Source organism: Amycolatopsis sp. lyj-23 (assembly GCF_046549135.1).
Taxonomy (GTDB): domain Bacteria; phylum Actinomycetota; class Actinomycetes; order Mycobacteriales; family Pseudonocardiaceae; genus Amycolatopsis.
The window spans coordinates 758,455-779,910 of sequence record NZ_JAJPWN010000001.1 but is presented as its reverse complement, the minus strand read 5'-3'; the positions used below and the strand labels follow the sequence as shown (position 1 = coordinate 779,910).

Annotated in this window: 16 protein-coding genes; 12 read left to right on the top strand and 4 right to left on the bottom strand. The window is 67.1% G+C overall.

Annotated elements, in window-relative coordinates:
* Nucleotides 1-28: 28 nt before the first annotated feature.
* A complete protein-coding gene (locus tag ACLJPY_RS02935; protein ID WP_410586410.1) occupies nucleotides 29-940 on the top strand; it encodes a helix-turn-helix transcriptional regulator in 912 nt (303 codons plus the stop codon).
* A gap of 78 nt (nucleotides 941-1,018) precedes the next feature.
* Here ACLJPY_RS02935 and ACLJPY_RS02930 read toward each other — a convergent pair whose 3' ends face one another.
* A complete protein-coding gene (locus tag ACLJPY_RS02930) occupies nucleotides 1,019-1,900 on the bottom strand; it encodes an alpha/beta fold hydrolase (RefSeq protein ID WP_410586409.1) in 882 nt (293 codons plus the stop codon).
* A 101-nt stretch (nucleotides 1,901-2,001) separates the two neighbouring features.
* Between ACLJPY_RS02930 and ACLJPY_RS02925 the strand changes: the two genes are divergently transcribed.
* Nucleotides 2,002-2,481, top strand: a complete 480-nt coding sequence (locus ACLJPY_RS02925; RefSeq protein WP_410586408.1) for a CGNR zinc finger domain-containing protein — start codon at nucleotides 2,002-2,004, stop codon at nucleotides 2,479-2,481.
* A 91-nt stretch (nucleotides 2,482-2,572) separates the two neighbouring features.
* On the opposite strand, the gene ACLJPY_RS02920 is transcribed toward ACLJPY_RS02925, so the two are convergent.
* A complete protein-coding gene (locus ACLJPY_RS02920) occupies nucleotides 2,573-3,148 on the bottom strand; it encodes a helix-turn-helix domain-containing protein (protein ID WP_410586407.1) in 576 nt (191 codons plus the stop codon).
* Between the two features lie 1,080 nt (nucleotides 3,149-4,228).
* Between ACLJPY_RS02920 and ACLJPY_RS02915 the strand changes: the two genes are divergently transcribed.
* From ACLJPY_RS02915 to ACLJPY_RS02905, 3 genes are all read left to right on the top strand, one after another.
* Entirely contained in the window at nucleotides 4,229-5,185 is a 957-nt protein-coding gene (locus ACLJPY_RS02915) for a glycoside hydrolase family 26 protein (RefSeq protein WP_410586406.1), read from the top strand.
* A 186-nt stretch (nucleotides 5,186-5,371) separates the two neighbouring features.
* On the top strand, nucleotides 5,372-6,445 hold the full coding sequence (locus tag ACLJPY_RS02910) for a hypothetical protein (protein ID WP_410586405.1): 1,074 nt from the start codon (nucleotides 5,372-5,374) through the stop codon (nucleotides 6,443-6,445).
* A gap of 171 nt (nucleotides 6,446-6,616) precedes the next feature.
* On the top strand, nucleotides 6,617-9,436 hold the full coding sequence (locus ACLJPY_RS02905) for a BTAD domain-containing putative transcriptional regulator (RefSeq protein ID WP_410586404.1): 2,820 nt from the start codon (nucleotides 6,617-6,619) through the stop codon (nucleotides 9,434-9,436).
* A gap of 47 nt (nucleotides 9,437-9,483) precedes the next feature.
* Here the strand turns inward: ACLJPY_RS02905 and ACLJPY_RS02900 are convergent, their stop codons facing one another.
* Together ACLJPY_RS02900 and ACLJPY_RS02895 are read right to left on the bottom strand one after the other, a co-directional pair.
* Nucleotides 9,484-11,361, bottom strand: a complete 1,878-nt coding sequence (locus ACLJPY_RS02900) for a BTAD domain-containing putative transcriptional regulator (protein ID WP_410586403.1) — start codon at nucleotides 11,359-11,361, stop codon at nucleotides 9,484-9,486.
* A 58-nt stretch (nucleotides 11,362-11,419) separates the two neighbouring features.
* The gene (locus tag ACLJPY_RS02895; RefSeq protein ID WP_410586402.1) at nucleotides 11,420-13,882 is read right to left on the bottom strand and encodes a BTAD domain-containing putative transcriptional regulator; all 2,463 of its coding nucleotides are present in this window, start codon (nucleotides 13,880-13,882) and stop codon (nucleotides 11,420-11,422) included.
* 506 nt (nucleotides 13,883-14,388) lie between these two features.
* Here ACLJPY_RS02895 and ACLJPY_RS02890 point away from each other — a divergent pair.
* The 7 genes from ACLJPY_RS02890 (at nucleotide 14,389) to ACLJPY_RS02860 (ending at nucleotide 21,386) form a co-directional block, all read left to right on the top strand.
* Nucleotides 14,389-15,594, top strand: coding sequence for a helix-turn-helix transcriptional regulator (locus tag ACLJPY_RS02890; protein ID WP_410586401.1), 1,206 nt, complete (start codon nucleotides 14,389-14,391; stop codon nucleotides 15,592-15,594).
* Between the two features lie 238 nt (nucleotides 15,595-15,832).
* Complete coding sequence (locus tag ACLJPY_RS02885) at nucleotides 15,833-17,239, top strand: helix-turn-helix transcriptional regulator (protein ID WP_410586400.1); 1,407 nt, start codon at nucleotides 15,833-15,835, stop codon at nucleotides 17,237-17,239.
* Nucleotides 17,240-17,926: 687 nt separating this feature from the next.
* On the top strand, nucleotides 17,927-18,754 hold the full coding sequence (locus ACLJPY_RS02880; protein WP_410586399.1) for an acetoacetate decarboxylase family protein: 828 nt from the start codon (nucleotides 17,927-17,929) through the stop codon (nucleotides 18,752-18,754).
* A 90-nt stretch (nucleotides 18,755-18,844) separates the two neighbouring features.
* A complete protein-coding gene (locus tag ACLJPY_RS02875) occupies nucleotides 18,845-19,468 on the top strand; it encodes a response regulator transcription factor (protein ID WP_410586398.1) in 624 nt (207 codons plus the stop codon).
* Nucleotides 19,469-19,730: 262 nt separating this feature from the next.
* Nucleotides 19,731-20,012, top strand: a complete 282-nt coding sequence (locus ACLJPY_RS02870) for a hypothetical protein (RefSeq protein WP_410586397.1) — start codon at nucleotides 19,731-19,733, stop codon at nucleotides 20,010-20,012.
* 86 nt (nucleotides 20,013-20,098) lie between these two features.
* The gene (locus ACLJPY_RS02865) at nucleotides 20,099-20,644 is read left to right on the top strand and encodes a hypothetical protein (protein ID WP_410586396.1); all 546 of its coding nucleotides are present in this window, start codon (nucleotides 20,099-20,101) and stop codon (nucleotides 20,642-20,644) included.
* Nucleotides 20,645-20,765: 121 nt separating this feature from the next.
* Nucleotides 20,766-21,386 (top strand): response regulator transcription factor, encoded by a 621-nt coding sequence (locus ACLJPY_RS02860; RefSeq protein WP_410586395.1) that lies wholly within the window; start codon nucleotides 20,766-20,768, stop codon nucleotides 21,384-21,386.
* Nucleotides 21,387-21,456: the final 70 nt, after the last annotated feature.

The window sequence follows — 21,456 nt, the reverse complement described above, 5'->3', positions numbered from 1 at the left end:
GGCTTTCGTGCCGGGGCAAGATGGGGTCATGACCACGACACCCGGGGCCGGGCTGGGCGCGATGATCCGCACCTGGCGGGATCGCCTGCCGCCGTCGGCCGCGGCGTTGCCGGTGAGCCGCAACCGCCGCACGGCCGGGCTGCGCCGCGAGGAGCTCGCCGACCTCGCCGGCCTGTCGGTCGACTACGTTGTGCGCCTGGAGCAGGGCCGGGCCACCACGCCGTCGGTGCAGGTGGTCGCCTCTCTCGCGCGGGCTCTGCAACTCTCGGCCTCCGAACGGGATCACCTGTACCGGCTCGCCGGGCTCACCCCGCCCACGGACGGCATGATCTCCGACCACATCCCGCCCGGTGTCCACCGGGTGCTGTCCCGGCTCGGCGACGTTGCGGTCGGGGTGTTCGCAGCTGACTGGCAGCTGGTCTGGTGGAACCGCGGCTGGGCCGCGCTGCTGGGCGATCCCTCGTCGTCGGAGCCCCGCCTGCGCAACTTCGCCCGCGACCGCTTCCCGCTGGACGCGAGCCCCGCTCGCCTGGCCCAGTGGCCGGTGACCGAACTCGACGCCGAGACCACGGACCTCGCGGTCGTCGCCGATCTTCGCCGCGCCACCGGACGGTTCCCGCGCGATGCTCGCCTCGCCGGGCTGATCCGGGAGCTGACCACGGGCAACCAGCGGTTCGCTCAGCTGTGGGCCACCGGCTCCGTCGCCGGTCACCGCGAGGACGAGAAGACGATCCACCACCCGTCGGTGGGCCCGATCGTGGTGAACTGCGACGTGCTGGGAGACGGCGACACCGAGCTCAAGATCGTGATCATGACCGCCGCCCCCGGCAGTGCCGCCGAGACCGACCTGCGGCTGGCCGCGGCCACTGGTCCACCGAGCCGGGACGGGGCCGGCCCGGTCCGGTCGGCGAGATCTTCCGCGAGTTCGCCGGAGAACTGAAATCGACTTCGGCCGGCTCAAGCAGCCCGATCACGCCGTGCTCCAGGCGCTGAATAGCGATGGTCGGCGCCGCTGACATCACGAGACTCCGGGTCGGTCCAGCACGCGGCCGAGGAAACCGCGGAGATAACCTGCGACGACGTCCAAGTGGCTTTCCAGCAGGAAGTGCCCGCCGTTGATCAGGTGCACCTCGGCGTCTTCGGCGTCACGTGCGAAGGCTCGCGCGCCGGCCGGGCCGAAGATTTCGTCGTTGCGACCCCAAACGGCGAGGACGGGTACGCCGCTGGAACGCAGGAACTCGTGCAGCGACGGGTACAGCGGGCGGTTGCTCTGGTAATCGCGGAACAGCGCCAACTGGATCTGGTCGTTGCCTTCGCGGGAGACGAGGGCGAAGTCGTGTTCCCAGGTGTCCGGGCTGACCACGCTCGGGTCGGGCACGCCGTGCAGATACTGCCAGCGGATGGCATCGAGGCTCAGTGCGGCACGGACAGCGGGTTCGGTGTCGGGCCCCGGGGCAGCCCCGTAGGCCCAGACGCCGGCCCAGAACGACTCGACGAAGCCGTCTTCGTAGCCGTTGCCGTTCTGAGTGACGACGGCGGAGATGCGTTCGGGGTGCTTGAGTGCGAGGCGCCAGCCGATGGGAGCGCCGTAGTCCTGGACGTAGATGGCGTAGCGGGCCAGTTCCAGGTGGTCGAGCAGCCCGGAAGTGAGTTCCGCGAGGGCGTCGAAAGTGTAGGTGAACTCCGACACGAGTGGAGCGGCGGAGCGACCGAAGCCGAGGTGGTCCGGTGCGATGACGTGGTAGTCCCGGGCGAGCAGCGGGATGAGCTCCCGGAACATGAACGAGCTGGTCGGGTAGCCGTGCAGCAGGACGATGACGGGGGCATCGCTGGGGCCGGCTTCGCGGTAGAAGATCTCGTGACCGTCGATGACAGCGGTCCGGTGGTGTACGCGGTTCACATCTAACCCCTTCATCGATTTTGTCTGGTTAGGTCCCTAGGCAAGCATGATTCCGGGTAACCTGTCAAATGATTCGAACAGGTTAGGGGAGTGGAGCTGGGATGACTGCACTGCTGGACCTGCTCAACAGCAGGCCACTGGTCGACGGGGAGGAGCAGGACGCGCTCGGCGACCCGGTCGCGGGCCGGCGCTGGGGGCGGGAGCACGGCGGTGACGGAAGCCTGGCGGAGCTGACGTTGCTTCGCCAGGCGCGAGACGTTATACGGGACGTGGCGCTGGGGGAGGCTCCGCCCGCCGCGTTGAGCCCGCTGCTCGAAGGGGTCCAGCAGGTCCCCGAGTTCACGGCTGACGGTCTCAAGTGGACGGTCAGGACCCCTCCGCACGCCGAGTTGCCTGTTGCGGTAGTCCTCGAGTGGGCCGCCACGCAGGAGCAGCTACCCGGCCGGTTGCGGCCCTGCGCCAACGGCGAGTGCAGGCTGTTCCTGCTCGACCGCAGCCGCGCCAACCGCGCCCGCTGGTGCTCGATGGCGGCGTGCGGCAACCGCATGAAAGCGCGCCGCCACTACCAGCGCACCCGTTGACCGTTCGGATGCTGGTGTCACACCGGGCTGGCCGGTGCGCGCTGGCCGAAGGCGAAACAGCCGCCGACGCCCAGCTCGGCAGCTTCGGCGGTCACTCGGGGGGATCGAGGTGGGGGTGCCGACGTTCGCGGTCGAGGATGCACAGGATTTCCGCCGGTCCGCCGTGTGCCTTGACGGCGTGCGGCGTCATCGTCGAGAACTCGGCGGCGTGCCCGGTCTCGACGCGGATGGCGCGTGAGCCCAGCAGCAACATGACGGTGCCGGATAGGACCGTGAACCACTCCCGGCCAGGATGGACGCCGAGCCGGACCGAGCCGGGGTCGAGGCTTTCGTCGGTGATCCGCATCTTGGCGACGGTGCTGCCCGGACCATCCGCGCGGCTGAGCAACCAGGTGGTCAGTCCGCGGTGCTCGTCCTGCTGGGGCCGGATGACGACGTCAGCGGCGTCGTCGCTCTCCGTCAACTGGTCGAGTGAGATGTTCAACGCCCGGGCGAGGGACGTCAGTTGGTGCAGGCTGAGGGTTCGCGCTCCGGTTTCGATGCGACTCAGGTTCGACGGGCTCATCAAGGCTCGTTGGGCGAGTGCATCCAAGGACCAGCCACGCGACTTTCGCAGGCTCCGGATCCGCATTCGGACGGTCTTGTCCAGATCGTCTTCTTGCTTCATCAGCAAGACGGTACCCGATCTGGGCAAGATGATCGTACTGTCGGAGCCATGGCCACCCACCCGCTCGCCGTCCGCAGCATCTCGGATGTTCGCCGGTCTCCGACGAGTCGCTCGCTCCCGCGCGGCTGCTGGACTCGGACAACGAGGTCCGGCAGACGTACCTCACGTCCTGGTTGGCAGGTCGGTTCGGGGACGAACTCGCGCGCATCGGTCGATATGGCCGGCGGAATCGGCGCCGGCGCGCTCGCTCCGGCACGGCAGTTCCCCGGGCCTCGGTGACGGCGCCGGATCTGTCCCCGCAGCTGCTGCACCGGCTGCACGAACTCGGCTGAGCGGGGCATCGCCTGGCCACCAGGCTTTCGAACCTCCTCGGCCGCAACCGGCCTCCTCATTCGTGGCGCCGCTCGCCGCCGGGTGGCACAGTGCACCCACGGGTACCGGGCGTGCTGGAGGCTTTCGACCGTGACAGCGTCAACGGCGGCCTTGCTCACGCCGGCGCCCGAGCGCAAGTCGGCTTCGCCTACCTGAACCTCCAGCCGGCCAACCCGATCGACGAGCGGGCAGATCGCCTCAAGGCCGCGCTCGGAACCGCACTGCACCTCGACGCCACCGAGGCCTGGCCCGACAGGGGGCTCGCTCGGCACGCCACCGCGGTGTCCCAGCCTGGGGCGGCCCAGGCGTCCGCGAGCGTCACCTTCCCCACGCGGCTGCCGACCGGTGGTTGCGTGGGGGTAAACGTACAAGTGCAAAGCACTCATTTGAATAAACTGCAGGTTGTTCCTAGGGTGGAGAACGTCGGTCGCTGGTACGCCGATGAGAGGGGCGAGCGGTGTTCGAGATCCCGGGTTGATCTGCCGTGCGCTGGAAGGAGTAAAAGTCCGCTGACGAACTGCCTGTACCGACGCTCGGCACGGTAGCCGTGGTACTCCTCTGAGCGGGCTGTGGCGATTCGGGCAGTTTTGTTGGCTATACGCACCGGCTTCGCGTGTGCATCAAGTCGTGGTGCGAGTCGTCCGTATCATCGCGGTGATCCACTGTTCGAAGTGTTCGGCCCGTGTGTGTAGTGAAGAGGAATCGAAAATGAAGAAACTCTTGCCGGCCGTCGGGCTTGTGATTTCGCTGACCGTCCTGACGGTGTCCTGCTCGATGAGTGAGATCCGGCCGACGGCTCTGTCGTCGACTTCTCGCGCCGAAGCGCCGAAGGGCGGAAGCGAGATCTTGGTGCCTGCGCAAGGTGTTCTTCTTGGTCACTATTACGGGGCGGGAAGCGTTGAAGACACCGATGCGCGGATCGGGCGGAAGCCGAACATTCACCTGTCGTACTACGGATGGGCGGACGACTGGGTTGCCGCTGCGGCCACGCGTGCCGACCTGGCCAGTGGTCGAATACCATTGATCAACTGGGAGCCGTTCGGCGTCTCCTTCGACGACATCATCGACGGAAGGCTGGATGCCACCATCGCGGCGCGCGCCAATGGGGTCAAAAATTTGGCCGCCAAGGTTTTTCTTGATTTCGCGGCCGAGATGAACGAGGAAGAAGGCTGGGGTGGTCACTTGCCTGACAAGTACATTGCGGCTTACCGGCACATACATGACATCTTTGCCGAGAATTCCGCAACGAACGTCGTTTGGGTTTGGTGTCCGAACAACACCGACAGTGCCGGCGGTCCGCCGGCGATGTCGTACTACCCTGGAGACGAGTACGTCGACTGGACCGGGATCGACGGCTACAACTGGGGAAATTCCGATGCGGACTTCGATTGGCAAAGTTTCCACGACGTATTCGCTGACAGCTATGCTCGGCTGACTGAGGTGGGTAAGCCGATCATCATCGGCGAGATGGCGTCCGACGAAGCCGGTGGCGACAAGGGTCGCTGGATCGATGACGTTGTTCCCACGCTGAAGCAAAGCTTCCCTTCGATCAAGGCGGTCGTCTGGTTCGATGTCGACAAAGAACGGCACTGGCAGATCAACTCTTCGGCAACCTCGCTTGCGGCATACCGGCGTATGGCAAAAGACCCGTACCTGAATCCATGAAGCGATCGCGAGTCAGCTGGGGTGTCGGGGCAAGTGGGGCCGACGAGAGGTGGCCGGCCTCGGTGTCCGCCGGGGAGTTGAGCCAACGAGGCTGCGCCTTCGGGCATTCATCGCTCGCGAGCGGCCTGGCCGACTGCCGAAGCGATCAAACTGGGCCGGTACACCGCAAACCGCAGGGAGCGACCGATGAGCCACCCCTTCACCGCCGAATTGCACGACATGCTCCTCCGGGTGGCCGGCTGGTTGCCCGACGACGCTCTGACGTACAGCCGCGCTGCGCTCGCGGACGATCGCTGTGTCGAGGTGGCCCGGGTTCTGGCGTTTTCCGGGAGGCGGACGGTGCTGCCGTTGGACGACGACGACCTCGACGCCTTGGCTGAACTGCTGGAATCCGAGGGCGAGGACCCCGCCGTCCTCGAGGCGATGGAACTCATCCCTCCGAGCACGACCTTGCTCTGGCGGTTCGCGCCGGATTGGGGTGCGACGCCGGAGGGCGGAGACGGCTCGAGCGAGGACGGGACCATGCTGATCTCCGCGCTCGCGGAGCAGGACTTGCTGGCCGAAGTCGTTCGAGTACCCGGTATACGGGGATTGTGGAGTGCGGTGCGGCGACCCATCGGTGACGAACCGCATCCCGAGCCGCGGGTCGTCTACGTGGCTGAAGTCGACGACGACGCTGACGATGCCGGCGAGCCGGCAGAACTGGCCGCACGGCTGCAAGAGATCTTGCTCGCAGCAGGAGAACGCGACCCGCAAGTCGAGATCGTATCGATACACGGCGCCCGGAACCGCTACCAGCGGGCCGTGCAGTCGGCCGGCAAGCTTCTGTGGTCGCCCCACGAAGATCTGCAGCTCAACGTAGCCAGGGTCTTCGACGAGGTGGACGCTGATTCGGGTCCGCGGTTCGCTCCGGACCACGCGAAGATCGCCGACGACGACGAGCGCGCCCGGCTGGTCGAATACCTCGACTCGGGCACCGAACTCCTCGTCACGACCGGAACGCTGGGCGATATCGTCGATCCGGCACGTGGCCGGGTCGTACCGATGAACTTCCGCACGGACGGAAGCTGGATCTGGACGGACACGGTGACCTATTACCTGCGGACTCACCAGCTCGCGCCCGAGGCCGAGTTGCTCCGGCACCTCAGAGGAGTCGGCGGACCGCCGCAGCCACTCGACACCGTCACCCTGAGCCGCGCGCTGGCGGCGTTGAGGCCGGCCAAGGAGGCCGAGCCCGTGTGGAGTGCTTCTCAGTCATAGGTTCCGGTCGGTTGAGCCGAGCTGTTTCATACCGCACGGAGCTGCCGGCCGCCGGTACCGCGGTCATCGTCATGCCTGCGGAAAGTAGCCGCAGCGGCGGGTGGCGGTCGCCGTGTGAAGTGAATCCTTTTGCGGTGCCGTCCTGGGGCAACAGGTGGAGGTTGGGTCGGCGTGGGTGCGGTTGAGCCGGTTGTGCAGGTTGATCTGCTGGGTGAGGTCCGGGTCCGGGTAGCGGGCGGCGAGTTGGCGGTGGGTCCGCCTCGGCAACGTGCGGTGCTGGCTGTCTTGGCGTTGCGAGCCGGTGCGACAGTGTCCCGTTCGGAGCTGATCGACGGAGTGTGGGGTGAGTCGGCTCCCGCGTCGGTCGAGGGGAGTGTGCACACCTACATCCACGGACTGCGGAGGGTGCTGTCAGCGACCGGCGGAGAGATGCTCGTGCGGACCGGAGCCGGCTACCGGCTGGTGCTCGAGCCGGCTGCCGTCGATGTGACGGCCGTCGAGCTGGGCGTGCGGCGCGCGCGGGAGTTGGCCGGCACGGGGGAGAACGCGGCGGCAGTGCGGGTGCTGGACGAGTGCCTGGGCCTGTGGCGTGGGGTGCCGTTGGCGGGCGTGCCGGGGCCGCTGGCGGAGGCGGAGCGTGTCCGGTTGACCGAGTTGCGGTACCAGCTCGTCGAAGAGCGCGCGGATCTGATGCTGGCGTTGCGGCGCCACCGCGAGCTCGTGGCTGAGCTGGGGGAGGCGGTGCTGGCGGAGCCGTTCCGGGAGCGGCTACGGGCGTTGTTGATGTTGGCGTTGTACCGCAGCGGCCGGCGGGCGGAAGCTCTGGCGGAGTTCGACACGGCGCGGCGGTTGCTCGTTGCTGAGCTGGGGCTTGACCCAGGAGCGGAGCTGGCGGAGCTGCACGCCCGGATCCTGCGAGCGGATCCGGAGCTCGAGGCGCCGATCACCCGTCCGGCGTCCGTAGCGCCGGCGCAACTGCCGCACGAGGTGGCGGATTTCGTCGGTCGGAGCCATGAGCTGGCCCAGCTCGAAGAATGGAACGCTGCTGTCGGCACCCGGGGCCGCGCCCTGATCATTTCAGCCGTGGACGGGTTCGGCGGCGTGGGAAAGACCTCGCTGGCCGTCCGATTCGCGCGGCAGGTGGCCAAGTTCTACCCGGACGGGCAGCTGTACCTGAACCTGCGTGGGTTCGACCCGCACCGAACGCCGTTGACCGTCCAAGAGGCGCTGGCACAGCTGCTGTGGTCACTCGGTGCCGGAGGGCGGCGTCAGGAGCTGGACGCGCAGGTGGCGATCTACCGGACGTTGCTGTCGGACAAGCAGATGCTGATCTTGCTGGACAACGCCGCGTCGGCTGAGCAGGTGCGGGAGTTGTTGCCCGGTCCGTCGAACAGCTTGGTGCTGGTCACCAGCCGCAACCGGTTGAGCGGCCTGGTGGTCCGCGAGGGTGCTCATCGGCTCACCTTGGGCTTGCTGAGTGAGGCAGAGGCGATTCAGTTGCTGCGTGCATCGGTCGGCGGGCGGCGAGTCGGCTCCGAGCCCGAGCAAGCGGCAGCGCTGGCCCGGTTGTGCGGGTACCTGCCGCTCGCCCTGCGCATTGCAGCCGAGAAGATCTCCTCCGATCCCGAGGCGAGTCTGCAGGATTTGGTTGAGAACTTGACGGTCGAGCGAGATCGGCTCGACGCCCTCGACGTTGGCGACGATGACATGTCGTCGGTGCGGGCGGTGTTTTCGTGGTCATACCACTCGCTGGACCCGGAGGTGGCCCGAGCTTTTCGATACCTGGGGGTGTTGCCTGGCCAAGACATCGGTGTCGAGGCGGCCGCCGCTGCGCTGGACCGGTCGCCCGGCGAAGCAGCGAAATTGCTCGCCGTGTTGTGCGAGCAGAACCTTCTGGAGCGCGAAGGTGACCGGTACGGCTTCCACGACCTCGTCCGTGTTTACGCTGCCGAACTCGGTGACCACGTTGATTCTGCGGACGAGCGCAGCGCCGCCTCCCGTCGGCTGCTCAGCTGGTACGTCTACACCCTGCGGGCTGCTTACAGCTGCATCATGCCGCATGATCGAATCTTCCCGTTGGACCTACCTGAAGTGGTGCACGAATTGCCGGTTTTCGCCACCGGTGATGATGCTTACGCCTGGTGTCAGCTTGAAGCAGCGAACATCCGTGCGTTGATGCAATGTGCGGCGGAATTGGGTGAGCACGAAGCGGCCTGGCAAATGGCCTGGTACATGTACAACCATTACTACTCGGCGGGATTGGTGACGGAGTGGCTCGAGGTTCTCCGCATCGCTCTCCGCTCAGCGGAACAACGAGACGGTGTGGTTCCGCGGCTGCGGATTCTCAACCACATCAGTATTGCGAACTCCAGGCTGGGACGCAACGACATCGCTGCCAGAACCCTCGAAGAGGCTCTCGCGATCGCCGGCGGGACGGACAACGACAGTCTTCGGATCGGTTTGCTGGTGAACTTGTCGTCCACGCTGCGGGAGGCGAAGCAGTACGACCAAGGTATCGTCCGGGCGCGGGAGGGAGTGCAGCTGGCTTTGAAGGTCGGTGGCCCGTACGAAAAAGCGGGATCGTTCGACGCGCTTTGCGAACTGTACGTGGAGTCGCAGCGTCCAGCGGAGGCCCTCGAGTGTGGCCGTGCCGGCCTCGATGCGGCTCGCGCGGCGGGTAACGACCTGCTGGCGGCGAACATCCTGGTCAATTTGGGACATGCACACCGCGACCTCGGCAACATGGCCGATGCCGTGGCGGAATACGAGACCGCTCTGGAGCTCTGCGTAAGGCTGGGTGACCGTTACCACGAAGCCTTGGCTCGGTTCGGCATGGCCGAGTTGCATCGGCGGAACTCTCGGTTCGTCGAAGCGCGTGAACAGGCTCGGCGTGCGTTGGACATCTTCCTCCGCCTGGACGGTGAAGAAGCCGGGGTGGCCCAGGCGTTTCTTGCGTCGCTCGAAGACGTGAGCACGGCCGGCAGCAGTTGAGGCCGGGTTGGTTCCTCGTCCGGACGAAAGCGTGGCCGATCAGCGGCTCAGCTCGAAGATGAGGCTTTGCCTGCCCGTCCGTCGTACAGCGCCCGGCGCAGTAGCGGATTGCGGAACGCCAGCCGCACTCCGGTGTCGACGACGATTCTCAGCTCGACGGCCTCCTCGAAGGCGTCGAGCAGGTCAGACGGCTTCTTGGACAGCATGGCCGCCACTTCGGCCAGGTCGAATTCCATCCCCAGCACCGCTGCGTGCCGGAGCGTCTCCCTCGACGGTTCGCTGAGCATGTGCAGCGTCCGGTCTGTTGCATCGAGCATCGGCTCCGCGGCCCTGATGCCCGCGTCGGCCCGAACTTGCGCAGTTCCTCCGACGACTTCGAGGCCACCTTCGCGCACCAAGGCGCCCGCCACCTCGCGGAGGTCACGCGGGTTGCCCGCGGCCGTGGCGATGCAGGAGCGAAGGGTCTCACCTGGGCGAGCCCCGATCAGATCGCCGAGCAGGTCGTCGACGGCGGCGTCGGTGAGCGGACCGAGAGTGATCACCTGCAGCCCGCGAGCCTCTGCGGCCCGCCGCGCCGGCACCAACGCTGTTCGCCGTGGCAGCAAGCGGGACGCGGTGATCAACAGCAGCGGCAGCCGGCGTGCGGCTGTGAAGAGGCGGCTCCACGTGCGCACGCTGGCCTCGTCGGCCCAGTGGAAGTCGTCAAGGACCATCACCAGCGGCGCCGTGGCGCACAGCCGGTCCACCCGGGCGAGGATGCGGTCCGCCGTGGCGGCTTCACGCTCGTACGCCGTCGTCCCCGCCGCGGCGCTCGTCACGTCCATCCCCAGGCAGTCCAGCAGTACCTGAAACGGCAATCTCCGGCCGAGCTCGCTCGCCTCTGCCCAAGCAACGTGGCAACCGCGTTCGCCGATGCTGGCTAGCGCGCAGTGGAGCAGCTCGGACTTTCCCATGCCGGGTTCGGCTTCGATCCACACTGCCTGGCCACCTCCGGCCAGCACGTCTTCGGTGAAGCCGGTGAGTGCGGTGACTTCTCGCTCGCGCCCGTAGCAGGCGGCCGGCAACTCGCGGCGGACCGCCATCTCATGGGCGACGGTGCGAGGCAGGACCGCCAATCTCTCGACGCGGATCGCAGACGCAGTTGCCGTACTCGATCGACGTGCGTGGCGAAGGATCTGCTGGCGCGCCTCGGCGAGCTCCCGTCCTGGCCGGACACCCAGCTCGTCGTGCAGGATCTCGCGGACGGTACGGAAGGCGTCGAGAGCCTCGGTGGTCCGGCCACCGCGGTGCAACGCCATCATCAGCGACTTCCACAGTGATTCCCGGAGCGGGTACTCGCGCACAAGTGAACTCAGTTCGGGCACGAGATCTTCGTGGGCGTCCAACGCGAGCAGGCCTTCCGCGCGCATTTCGAGCGCGGACAGGCGCTTTTCGTCGAGGTCCGCACGCAGCGACGCCGCATGTGGGCCGGGGACGCCGGCAAAAGCCTCCCCGGTCCACAAGGCCAACGCGCGGTCCAGCGCCTCGACCGCGCCGGCGGCGTCCTTCTCACGTCGACGCGCGCGAGCCGATGCGTGCAGCCTGTCGAACTCCCCGGCATCGAGCGCTGCGGGACCGACCCGGAGCCGGTACCCGGCGGATTCCGAGACCAGGGCGCCGTCGGTCGACCAGCGAGTGCGGCCGGGCTCCAGGATTCGGCGTAGCCCCGAGATGTACGTGTGGACGCTGCCGGTCGCGCTCGCCGGCGCGTCGGCACCCCAGACCGCCCGGACCAGCTGAGTGCTGGTGATCGGCCGGTTCGTGGCACGCGTCGCCAGTGCGGCGAACACCGCCCGCTGGCGCGCCGGGCCCAGCTCGAGCTCTTCCGCACCGCACCAGACCCGCAGCGGGCCCAGAGCTCGGATTCGGTATGCGTTTTCGTCCATGCAAGAGTCCATTCGAGTGCGGGTGAACCGCTGTTGCGTCCTCCGCGCAGCGCGCCGCCTACTTGCGTCGTGCTGGTACGGGCCTGGTCGGCGGGGGCCGCGGCCTGGAACGACAGCGGGGTAGCGCACGCGTCGTCCGAATGGTCTCGGTGGACGGCGATGTCACCGCGCTGCGGCTGAGCCGGTGCAGTTCCGAGGATCGGTCGAACTCGTCCCGGGCGAGTGCCGGTTCACGTCGTAGCCGGTGTGGGAGGCCGGCGCGGGGTACCTTTCGGCAGAGCCGGGAAGAGGCCGCCGGACCGCAGGCTGACCCCATCCGCCGGGAACGGATACCGAGCGGATGCGGTTCGCCTGTGAAGTGATCGCGTGCCGGACGGTCCTGCGAGCCTCGCGCGCCAGTGATCAGACTGGTGACTGCGCTGAGATATCGCGTGACCCGCGCGGCCGAGGTTCGAAGCCGTTCGCGGGACTCGGCGGGAATGACCCCTGAACTGGTGGCTCGCCTGAGCAGCCGTAGCGCGACGAGAGGTGATCGCGATGCCAGCTGATGGACGTGCCGCGCCAGCCAAGCGCAGAACCAGTTGTCGGCCGGGATCGGCGCGGCGAGCAACTGGAACGTGACGTGTTCGACCGGGGCACCCGCGTCGGCGAACGCCTCCGCGAGTTGCCGGTGCAGAGCCAGCCGGATGGCAGGTGAAGTCCGGGCGTAGAGCGCCTCGCGGACCACCGGGTGGCGGAACGTGAGCCTGCCTTGCTCACTCTCCACCAACCCGGCCGCCACCACCTCGGCGAGCACGGGAGCAAGCTCCGCCGTCGATGTGCCCAACGCCGTGGCGAGGTCGTCCTTCGTGAAGGACCGGGCCAGCAGCGCGGCCCACCGGAGCAGCTCGAAGGCGTCGGTGGTGAGGTAGCCGAGACGGCGGCAGACGGTTTGCAGCGTGAGCCGGGGAATGCGCGGCGGTCCTTCGGCGGCCACGACGCCCGGCGGCTCGTCGTCATCCACGGCGTCGACCAGGTCTCGCAGGAACAGGGGGTTCCCGGCCGCGGCACGGGAGAGCGCGAGCAGCGCTGGACCGGGCACGGCGCCGGTGAGACCGGTGAGGAGGCCGTGCACTTCCTGGCAATCGAGGGGCGCGAGGTGGTGGACTTGCGTGCGCGTCCGGTCGATTCGGGCACGCAGGTGGCCGAGCCGGTGACAAGGTGGAAGACGCCTGCTCACGCCGATCAGGAGCAACGGCAGTCGGTCCGCCGCATGCGCGAGGTGAAGCCAAACCTCGAGGTCGGCCGGGTCTGACCACTGGAGATCGTCCATCACCAGGATCAACGGGCGCTCGCGACAGAGGTCGCGGACGAGTTGAACGACCAGGCTACTCGCGAGCGCAAGTGCTGATTCATCTGCCCCGGCCAGGTTGCGAGCCGTGCGCACGACCTCCCGTCGGCGAACGTCGGCTGGGTGCGTCGCAACCCGGAGGCAGTCGAGCACGGCCTGGAGGACGCTGTGTTGCGCGAGTTGATCCGCTTCGGCGTGGACCACCACACAGGCACCCGCGTTCGCGAGCGCGGCGTTGACCAGCGCTGACTTGCCGATGCCTGGTTCGCCTTCGATCCACACGGAACTACCACGCCCGTCAGCAAGCCTTCTGATCGCCGTGCCGATCGTGCTCAGTTCGCGGGACCTGCCGACGAAGGGTGCTTGGCGTGCAGTGCGGGCGATGCGGGCGGTGGCCTGCGTTCGTGGTGTCATCACCTGTCGATGCCACAGCGCCGGGTCGTCGGTCCGGATCTGCTCGTACCGCGCCGTCAGCTCGGCGCCCGGCTCGATCCCGAACTCGTCGACGGTGGCGGATCGAAGCCGCTCGAACAGGCTCATCGCCTCGCTGCGACGTCCACATCGGTAGAGCGCCAGCAGCTGGAGGCGCAGCAGATCCTCACGAGCCGGATGCGCTGCGGCGAGAGGCGTCAGTTCGGCGAGCACTCGTTGGTGCTCACCCCGGTCGAGCAGGATTCCGGCACGGCGTTCGACGACCTCCAGCCGCAGCTCCTTCAGCCGTTCGCGCTGTGTTTCGAGGTAGGGACCGCCCAGGCCGGCCATGGGCTCGTCGTGAGAGAGCTCGAGGGCTTCTTCCAACGCGGACAGAGCGCCCGCGACGTCCCGTCGGAGCAGACGTGAACGCGCTTGATCGCGCAGGTTCTCGAACCGGACGACGTCGATCGATTCGGCCTCGACGCGGAGGCAATAGCCGGGTCCGCTCGACGCCAGCACCGCGGTCGCCCCGCGATCGGTGCGGCCAGGACCAAGGGTTGAACGCAGCGAGGAGACGTAGGTGTAGATGATGCCGTGAGCGCTGACGGGCGCTTCGTCGCCCCAGATTGCGTCGATCAGCTCCGAGCGCGTGACGACTTGGTTGGCGCGGAACGCCAGGACGGCCAGCAGCGTCCTGCGCTGAGCCGGCCCGAGCTCTACCTCTTCACCGTCCCACCGAGCGCGTACCGGGCCGAAGAGATCGAGTTGCAAGGACATCTTCGGCTCCCTCTTCTGCTCGCAGGTATCAGGTACGGGCCCTCACGCAGTGGTGCTCGAGTAGGGCAGTCGAGGCAACCGATCGCCCCGAACGGCCCGGTCGGCGCTTGAGGATCATCGGCTGGCCACCCGCGGCAGACGAGCCCTCGGGGCGAGATACTGTGGTTGGACCCCAGGCCGTCCGGACCAAAAGCCGAAGAATCTTCAACTTGCCGTCGAGAAAGGGCACTTCCTCGACGGCGTGGACGGCCAGTCCTCTCGGCAGTCGCACGTCCGATGATCGCCGGCGCGGCCGTGGTACCGCTGCCTGCCAGGGATTCCGCCGGATCACCGAGCAAACCGCTGGTTCGATCGGGTGACATGCCCGGGTTCGTGCGTGAGCGGGCCGGCGCATTCGGTTACTGTCCCTGCTGGGGGGCGGCTTCTCGAGCGCCTGACCCACATCGGCGGGCGCCCGAGGCGCGGGGACCTACTCGTCGACGAGGACGGAAGCTTTGCCGGGGTCGGTGAACAACCGTGGCTTCGAGGCGGTCTGGACTGATCCGCTGGAGTCACACGAAGGCTGCCCGGCAGCGGTGGCGCTCACGAATCTGATTCGATGCACCGACCGGCTCAATGCCGTCCGGCTGGCGGACACCGCGCTCACCGATGGCTCCTGTCTGAGTCACGCCCGCTGCGTCTGGCGCGGGGTCACCGTGTTGATCTGCGCGGGCGAGCTGGTGAGTGCGGACGGGCATCTCAGAAGGTTGGAGAATCTTCGGGATGACACGTTCGCCGATGTCCTGTCGCTGCTACGAGCCCAGCACGCCAAGCACGTCGGGGACGTGGCGGGGACGAAGGAACTGTTGAAACGGGTCCTCTCGACGTCGTCTTCTCGCTCCGCGCGTGAGTTTGCGGCCCCGCTTCTGGTCGAGGCGCACGTGACAGCCGGTGACCTCGGAGCCGCTGAGACAGTGGCCGACGAGTACGACTTCGCCGAGCTGGCGGCGACGAGACCTGCCGTTGGCCCGCTGCTGCTCGCCATCCGAGGCTCGCTCCACCTCGCGGCCGGCCGGCCCAGCATGGCCCTGGCGGACTTGCTGGGGTGCCTCCGTGGCCCGATCGCGGAGGTGGCGGCGCACTCCGCGGTCGTGCGCCGCCGGGGGATGGCGGCGCTGGCCGCTGTCGCCGACGGGCGGTTCGAGCTGGCCGCCGCGCTGGCGGCGGAAGAGGAAGAAGCCGCTCGAGGCTGGGGCGGCCTGGCGTACGCCGGTTGGGCGCAGTACGTACGCGCGATGGTCGCCGAACCCGAAGTGCCTTCCAGGCTGCTCACCGATGCGATCGATCTGCTGGATTTCGCGCTGTCGCCGGCCGGCCTCGCTGCCACCAGCTACGAGCAAGGCGTCCGGCTGATGACCTCCGGCCAGGATGCCGCGGCGAGGGAGCAGCTGGAGCGAGCTGCGCGGATGGCAGGGCGGATCGGCAACACGAAACTGGCGGACCTGGCCGACGGGATGCTGCGGGATCTCACCCAGGCCGAACGGCAGGCATCGTTGACCGGGCAAGAAGGCAAGATAGCCGAACTGGCGCGGGCGGGCTACAGCAACAAGCAGATCGCCGAGCGGCTGGTACTCACTGTGCGCACGATCGAGTTCCACCTCTCCAACGTCTATCGCAAGCTCGGGATTTCCGGTAGGCGAGCGTTGATGGCGAAGCCGTCGAAGGCTCCTTGAGCGGTACGAGTGCCTCCGTGGTGCCCGGGTCGGTCGCTTGCGCTCGGACTCGGCCGGTCGAGGCCGGGATCAAAGCCGGACATTCGTGATCTCCGTCTGCTTCTGACGGTGTGTGCGTGTCGGCTCACCTATCGTAGTATCATGCCGACAGAAGATGCCCGCCCTGGCGGCGGGATGAGTGCGCGAAGGGGCATGGCCAAGCCGGTCGGCGGCCGGACGGTTGGGTGGTCGGAGAGGCATGCCTGAAAGCCACAAAATGGACGCGGTTGCAGCGGCTCTCGAAGCGCTCGAGGCCGCGCAGGCCGAGCGGGGAAGGTTGGCCGAACTGGGTCGGTGGACCGAGGCTGACGAAGCCGCCGTGCGCACTTTGCGCTGGGTCCTCGCGGATGCTGTCCCGGCTGTGGTCGGGCCGGATGTGAGCAGGCTGATTTACGTGGCAGGCCGCCCTCGGCCGGCTCTTCAGGAACAGCGCCGCGGCAACTCGGCCATCGTCCCGCCGGAGCGCCTCAGTGCCGTGCAGGGGATGTTGCTGGTGAACCACGGGAACGACGCACCGGCAGCGGCCGAGCTCGCCCACCGGGCACTGGAGTCGTTCACCTGGCGTGATGTCGATACCTTCTGGAACTGCATACTGGTGTTGTTGTACCTCGATGACTTCGAGGCGGCTCAGCGTTACTGCGAGCGCGCCATGGCTCGGGCGGGGTGGGCAGCGTCATCGGCGCTCACTGTGCTCCGGGCTCGCATTGCGGCTTCGACCGGCGACGCCGCGACCGCAGTCCGGTTGCTCGTTCCCGTTGTCACCAACGGTGATGAGGATCAGTTCACGGAGGTCGGAGTGGCCTGGGCCATCGAGGCTCTGGTCGACCTCGACGAACTCGATCGGGCGGATGAGCTGATGCGTGCGCACGCTCTTGCCGGCAGCTTGGACGCAGTGGTCGATCGCGCCGAGGTGCTCGGAGCACGTGGCCTCCTGAGCCGGGCGGCCGGGCGGCCGGAGTCGGCTTACGAGGACTTCGTCGCCTGCGGGCGGGAGCTCGTCGGCTGGGGTGTCACCAATCCCGCTGTCAACCCGTGGCGATCACGTGCGGCGCTGTGCGCCGCGGCGACCGGACGGGAGGCCGTCGCTCTTCCTCTCGCCGAGGAGGAGCTCAGCAGTGCGAGGCGGTGGGGGACCGCCCGAGCGGTCGGCACGGCGTTGCGTGCCGTCGGCCTGATACGCGCCGACGGCGACGGCAAGACCTTGAGGAACGCGGTGCAGCTGCTGACCAGAAGCCGTGCGCTGGGCACCCTGATGGAGAGCCAATACGAACTGGCGCTGAAACTGAGACTCGAGGGGCACCATCAAGAAGTCGTGCCAGTGTTGCGAGCGTTGCGCGAGAACGCTTTGTCGGCGCACAACATGGCGTGGCTGGCGCGGGCCGACAGTGCGATACGACGATGGGCGGCGAATGCCGAGACCGCGAAGCTGACGTCGAGGGAGCGACAGGTCGCCAACCTGGCCCAGGCCGGATTCAGCAACGGAGGAATAGCCGACCGCTTGCAACTGAAGATCTCGACTGTCGAATTCCACCTTTCGAATGTGTATCGCAAACTGGTGATCGGCGGAAGAAGCGAACTGCGTGCGATCAGAGTTCCCATATTATAGGTGATCAGTCCGATGTGGCGTGATCAAGCAGCCGGGCAACGGTTCGGTCTGCGGTGGCTTGGGCGCGGGGGCTGCGTACCCCGCGGCGTCGGCGAAACCCGTGCGAGGAAGCACCCGCCTTCTCGGATGGAGCGGTTTCGGGTCCCGCTCCGGGCGCCCTCGGCGGGCAGGCCGGATCGGCCGAGCGTTGTCGCTTGAACGGCTGCGGTGGCTCGGTGTCGCGCGCGGCGATGGTGCTCACCACCAACGGTGACGCGGTTGCGGTCGGCTGTGCGTACCGGGCAGCCGAGCGTCGCTGCTTCCGACCTGCGCCGAACGGGCGCCGCCGCATCAACCGGGCCAGTTCGACGTCCGGGTGCCGAACGTGCTGGACGTCGTGGTCGGGGCACGGGCCGCGCCAGGTGCACCCGCGCACCGGACACCTGCGCCGCAACCTGATGGGAGGAGCAATGGGGGTCGTGAGCACGCCTCACGTTAAATGCGTCGGTAACCGGATGCCTACATCGATGCCCCTATTTCGTGTACGGCTGCCCGTTCGTCCTGAACGTGTCAGGTCCAAGTCCCCGCGTCGACGGCGCGATTGTGTCCGCTCGTTCGTGGAGGAACCCCCTCTGATGCCCGGCGGCTGGTTTTCCCGCGCTCCTGAGAGTGATAGTCAGAACGGGAGCCGTAGAAGAGGAGAGAACTGTGGTCGAAGGGGAACAGGCCCGGGTGTCCGAAGAGGAACAGACTCGGATGTCCGAAGAGGGAGTCGCACCCGTGGGGGCCCGGCCGACTTTCACGGTCGCCGAGGGGCTGGCTGACCTTCGCCGGCGGCAGGGCCCCGGTACGCTCAAATACCGAAACGCGAAGTTCCTGTCGGCCATCGTTCCGGTGGACCGGAAGGTGTGTGACGCGCTGCTGCCCTTCGGCGTGCGGATGGCCGAAGCGTCGACAGCGCTGCTGTTCGTCGCGGATTACCCGTGGACGAACTTCAACAGCGTCTACCGCGAGGCGGCCATCTTCCTCAACGTCCGACACCGACGGTCTCAAGCTGCGCATTGCCCGTGGATCGTGGTGGACGACGACACAGCACTGATCGGCGGACGCGAAACGCTCGGCTTCCCGAAGAAGATCGCAGAGATCGACTGGGTGGAGGAAGACTACGTCGTTCACGCCACGGTGCGTCGACGTGGAGTTGAACTGTTGCGTCTGCGTGGTGTACTAGGTGACCACAAGTATACGCTGCCGCCAATCTTCGGTCAGCCATTCCGCAACGTGCTCGGCACTTTCGGGTTGTCCGTTCCCCGCCTGGTCACGTTCCGTACCGTGGATCAGCCTCTCGAACAGCGCGCCGCCCACGTGGACCTGACCGTGAGCGGGTCTTACACCGACCCCCTGGATGCCATCGTCTCCGGGCCGCCTGTCGAGGGGCACTTCCGCCGGGTGGACATGCGCGTCGGCCGGCTGCCGATGCCGGTCGGACTGGTCTCGCCGTCCTACCTGGTCCGCACCCATCCGCTGCGAGCCAGCTGAGCCCCGTCCTGCGCTAGCGCCTCGGCGTTGAGAGAACGTGAAGCCGGTCGACGGAGGCTATCGGGAGGCGTCCAGGCGGAAGGAAGCACGGTGGAACCGGTACGGGTGGCGGTGCAAGCGGCAGACTCGATCATGCATGCAGGACTGACGAGTTTCCTGTGTGCGCGCACCGAGCTGGCTGTGGTCGAGCCGGATGAGCTGACCGAACGGGACGTCCTGGTCATTCAGGCCGACCGCATGACGGTGCAGTTGGCGGCCGAACTGCGCGGCGCCGGCCCGCGGGCTCGCGCCGCCAAGGTTCTGGTCACGGGCGAGCTGCGCGAGAACGACATCTTGACGGCCGTGGAATGCCGTGTGGTGGCGGTGCTTTCGCGAGCCGCCACCTCGGGTCAACAGCTCGTCGACGCGGTGCTGTCGGTGGTGCCTGATTGCGGTCTGCTCCCTACCGAGCTCGTTGGTCGGCTGTGCGACAGTGTGCGGCGGTTGCCGGACGCAAGGCCGGTTTCACCCGCTGCGGAGTCCGCGGGGCTTACGGCGCGCGAGGTGGACGTGCTGCGGCTCATGGCCGAGGGATGCGACACCGCAGAGATCGCGCATAAACTGTGCTACTCCGAGCGCACCGTGAAAAACACCGTCTACGGGTTGACCACTCGTCTCAACTTGCGCAATAGACCTCATGCGGTCGCCTACGCAATGCGTGCGGGTGCGATCTGATTCTGTCGCTGAGGCGGCTCGTGGCCGGACAAGACCAGCAAGCCCGCGCGCGACGACGCGGCGCCGGCGTCCGGCTCTTCTCGGTTCGGAGCGAGCGCAGATTTGTGTTCGGTGATCTGAGCGCCGCGCGAAGGGCTGAACGGCGGTGCCCAGTGCCTCACTCGTACGGGATCATGACGTCCTCGAGAAGCTGTCGATGGTCGCCAACAGTGGGGTAGGCATCGTGGAACCAGCGTGCAGGGAAGACCCGCGTGGTCCCGTAGTGGAGATCGGTGAGGGATTGGTTCCGGCCCTCGAGCTGGCTGCTGGGTTGGAGCGGCACGCGGAGGGGCTCTTGCGTAGTGGCACCCGGTTCGGGATTCCCGAGATCGCCCGCCGATGTGTCCACCTGGCGACCGGGCTCACCCACGCGGCCGAGGCGCTGCGGCTGGCGAATCGCGGCGAACGCGCCGATGCCGCACGCCGGCTGGAGTCGGCGGTTCGGATGCTCGTCAAAATCGTTGATGAGGAAACTGTAACAGTCGAACGATCCACGTTCGAGTGAGACAGTTCGGGCAGAAGCCGATGACGAAAGTCCCCTGACGGTCGTTGACGGCGTCTTCGGTTGCCTCGTTTCGGTAGAAACAAGGCATGTCTGCCCGAGAAGACAAGCCTGAAGTGTGTGGATTTGCCGAATTCGAAATCGACACCGAATCTCCGTTTTTTTATGTCAGCGAGGGCCCGGTGCCGGTTGGTCACCGCGATGCTGACTGGCGGGGGATGGCTACTGCTTCGGCTGGGAGACTGAAGCTCCTGCTTCCGCCTGTCCTGCACCGGGCACGCGTCGTGGTCGAAGCTTATTCGGCCGAGCCTGCCGGTGCTGTCGACGAGTTCGATGACGTGATAGAGATCGATTACCTCTCGGCGACCGGAACGCCGGCCGTTCTGGACTGGTCGCAAGCAATGGTGCACGCTTCGACGTCGCTGTCCGCCGGCCCGGGCGAGTACCGCCTTCGCTACCACGTGAAGCAGCTGCCGGACGCGGACGGTGACTCCCGTGGCCGGTCGCTGCTGATGGCGTCGGCGCTGCTTCAGATTTGGCCTGGCTCGCATCGAGGGCTGGAAACAGTGAAGCTCACGAGTGCCTTCGGGGTCTTCTGGCACCCCCTGGAGACGAAGGCGTCACGCACTCGGTGACTCACTGTAGTTGAACTGTGCGCAGTGTATGCGAGCGTGTGGAGATTTCGTGAAGACGTCGTCCTCACCCTGGTAACGAGTCGGGATACCGGGAGGTAGAGGCGGCGTGGGGACAGTGAAGGTGTCGGTTCACGCGGCCGACGAGATCAGCTTGGCGGGTGTCCGGGCCATGCTCGGCGGTTGCGAAGAGATGGAGTTCGTGCCGGCTGAACCCGGGTCGTGCGCGGACGTCCTGGTCGTGGTCGAAGACGAGGTGGTCGGCACGGGCACGTTCGCCATGCTCCGGCGGTGGCAGTCGAGCAGCTGCGAGACGGGGCCGCGAGTGGTGCTCGTCGTGGAAAGGTTCAACTCCGAACACCTCTTGATGGCGGTCGAGTGCGGAGTGGTCGCCCTGCTGCCTCGCGCAGACCTGCGAGAAAGCACCCTGGTGTCGTCGGTCATCGCCGTCAGCCAGGGCGCCGCGCTTCTGCCGTACCGGATGCAGGGTATCTTGCTGGACCAGCTCCACCAGTTGCGTTCGCAGGTCCTGGCTCCGGCGGGGTTCACGCTCTCCGGGATCGAGACTCGTGAACGCGACGTTCTGCAGCTGATTGCGCAAGGTCTCCAGACCGACGAAATCGCGGAACAGCTCACCTACTCGGAAGGCACGGTCAAGAACGTGCTGTACGGCCTGATGGCCCGGCTTCGCCTCAACTCCCGGTCCCACGCGGTCGCTTATGCGATGCGAGCCGGGGTGATCTGACAGAGCCTTGCGTGCACCTCGAGTGGCGGTGGAGTCGTCGATTGACGGCCTCGGCGCCGTAAACCTGAGT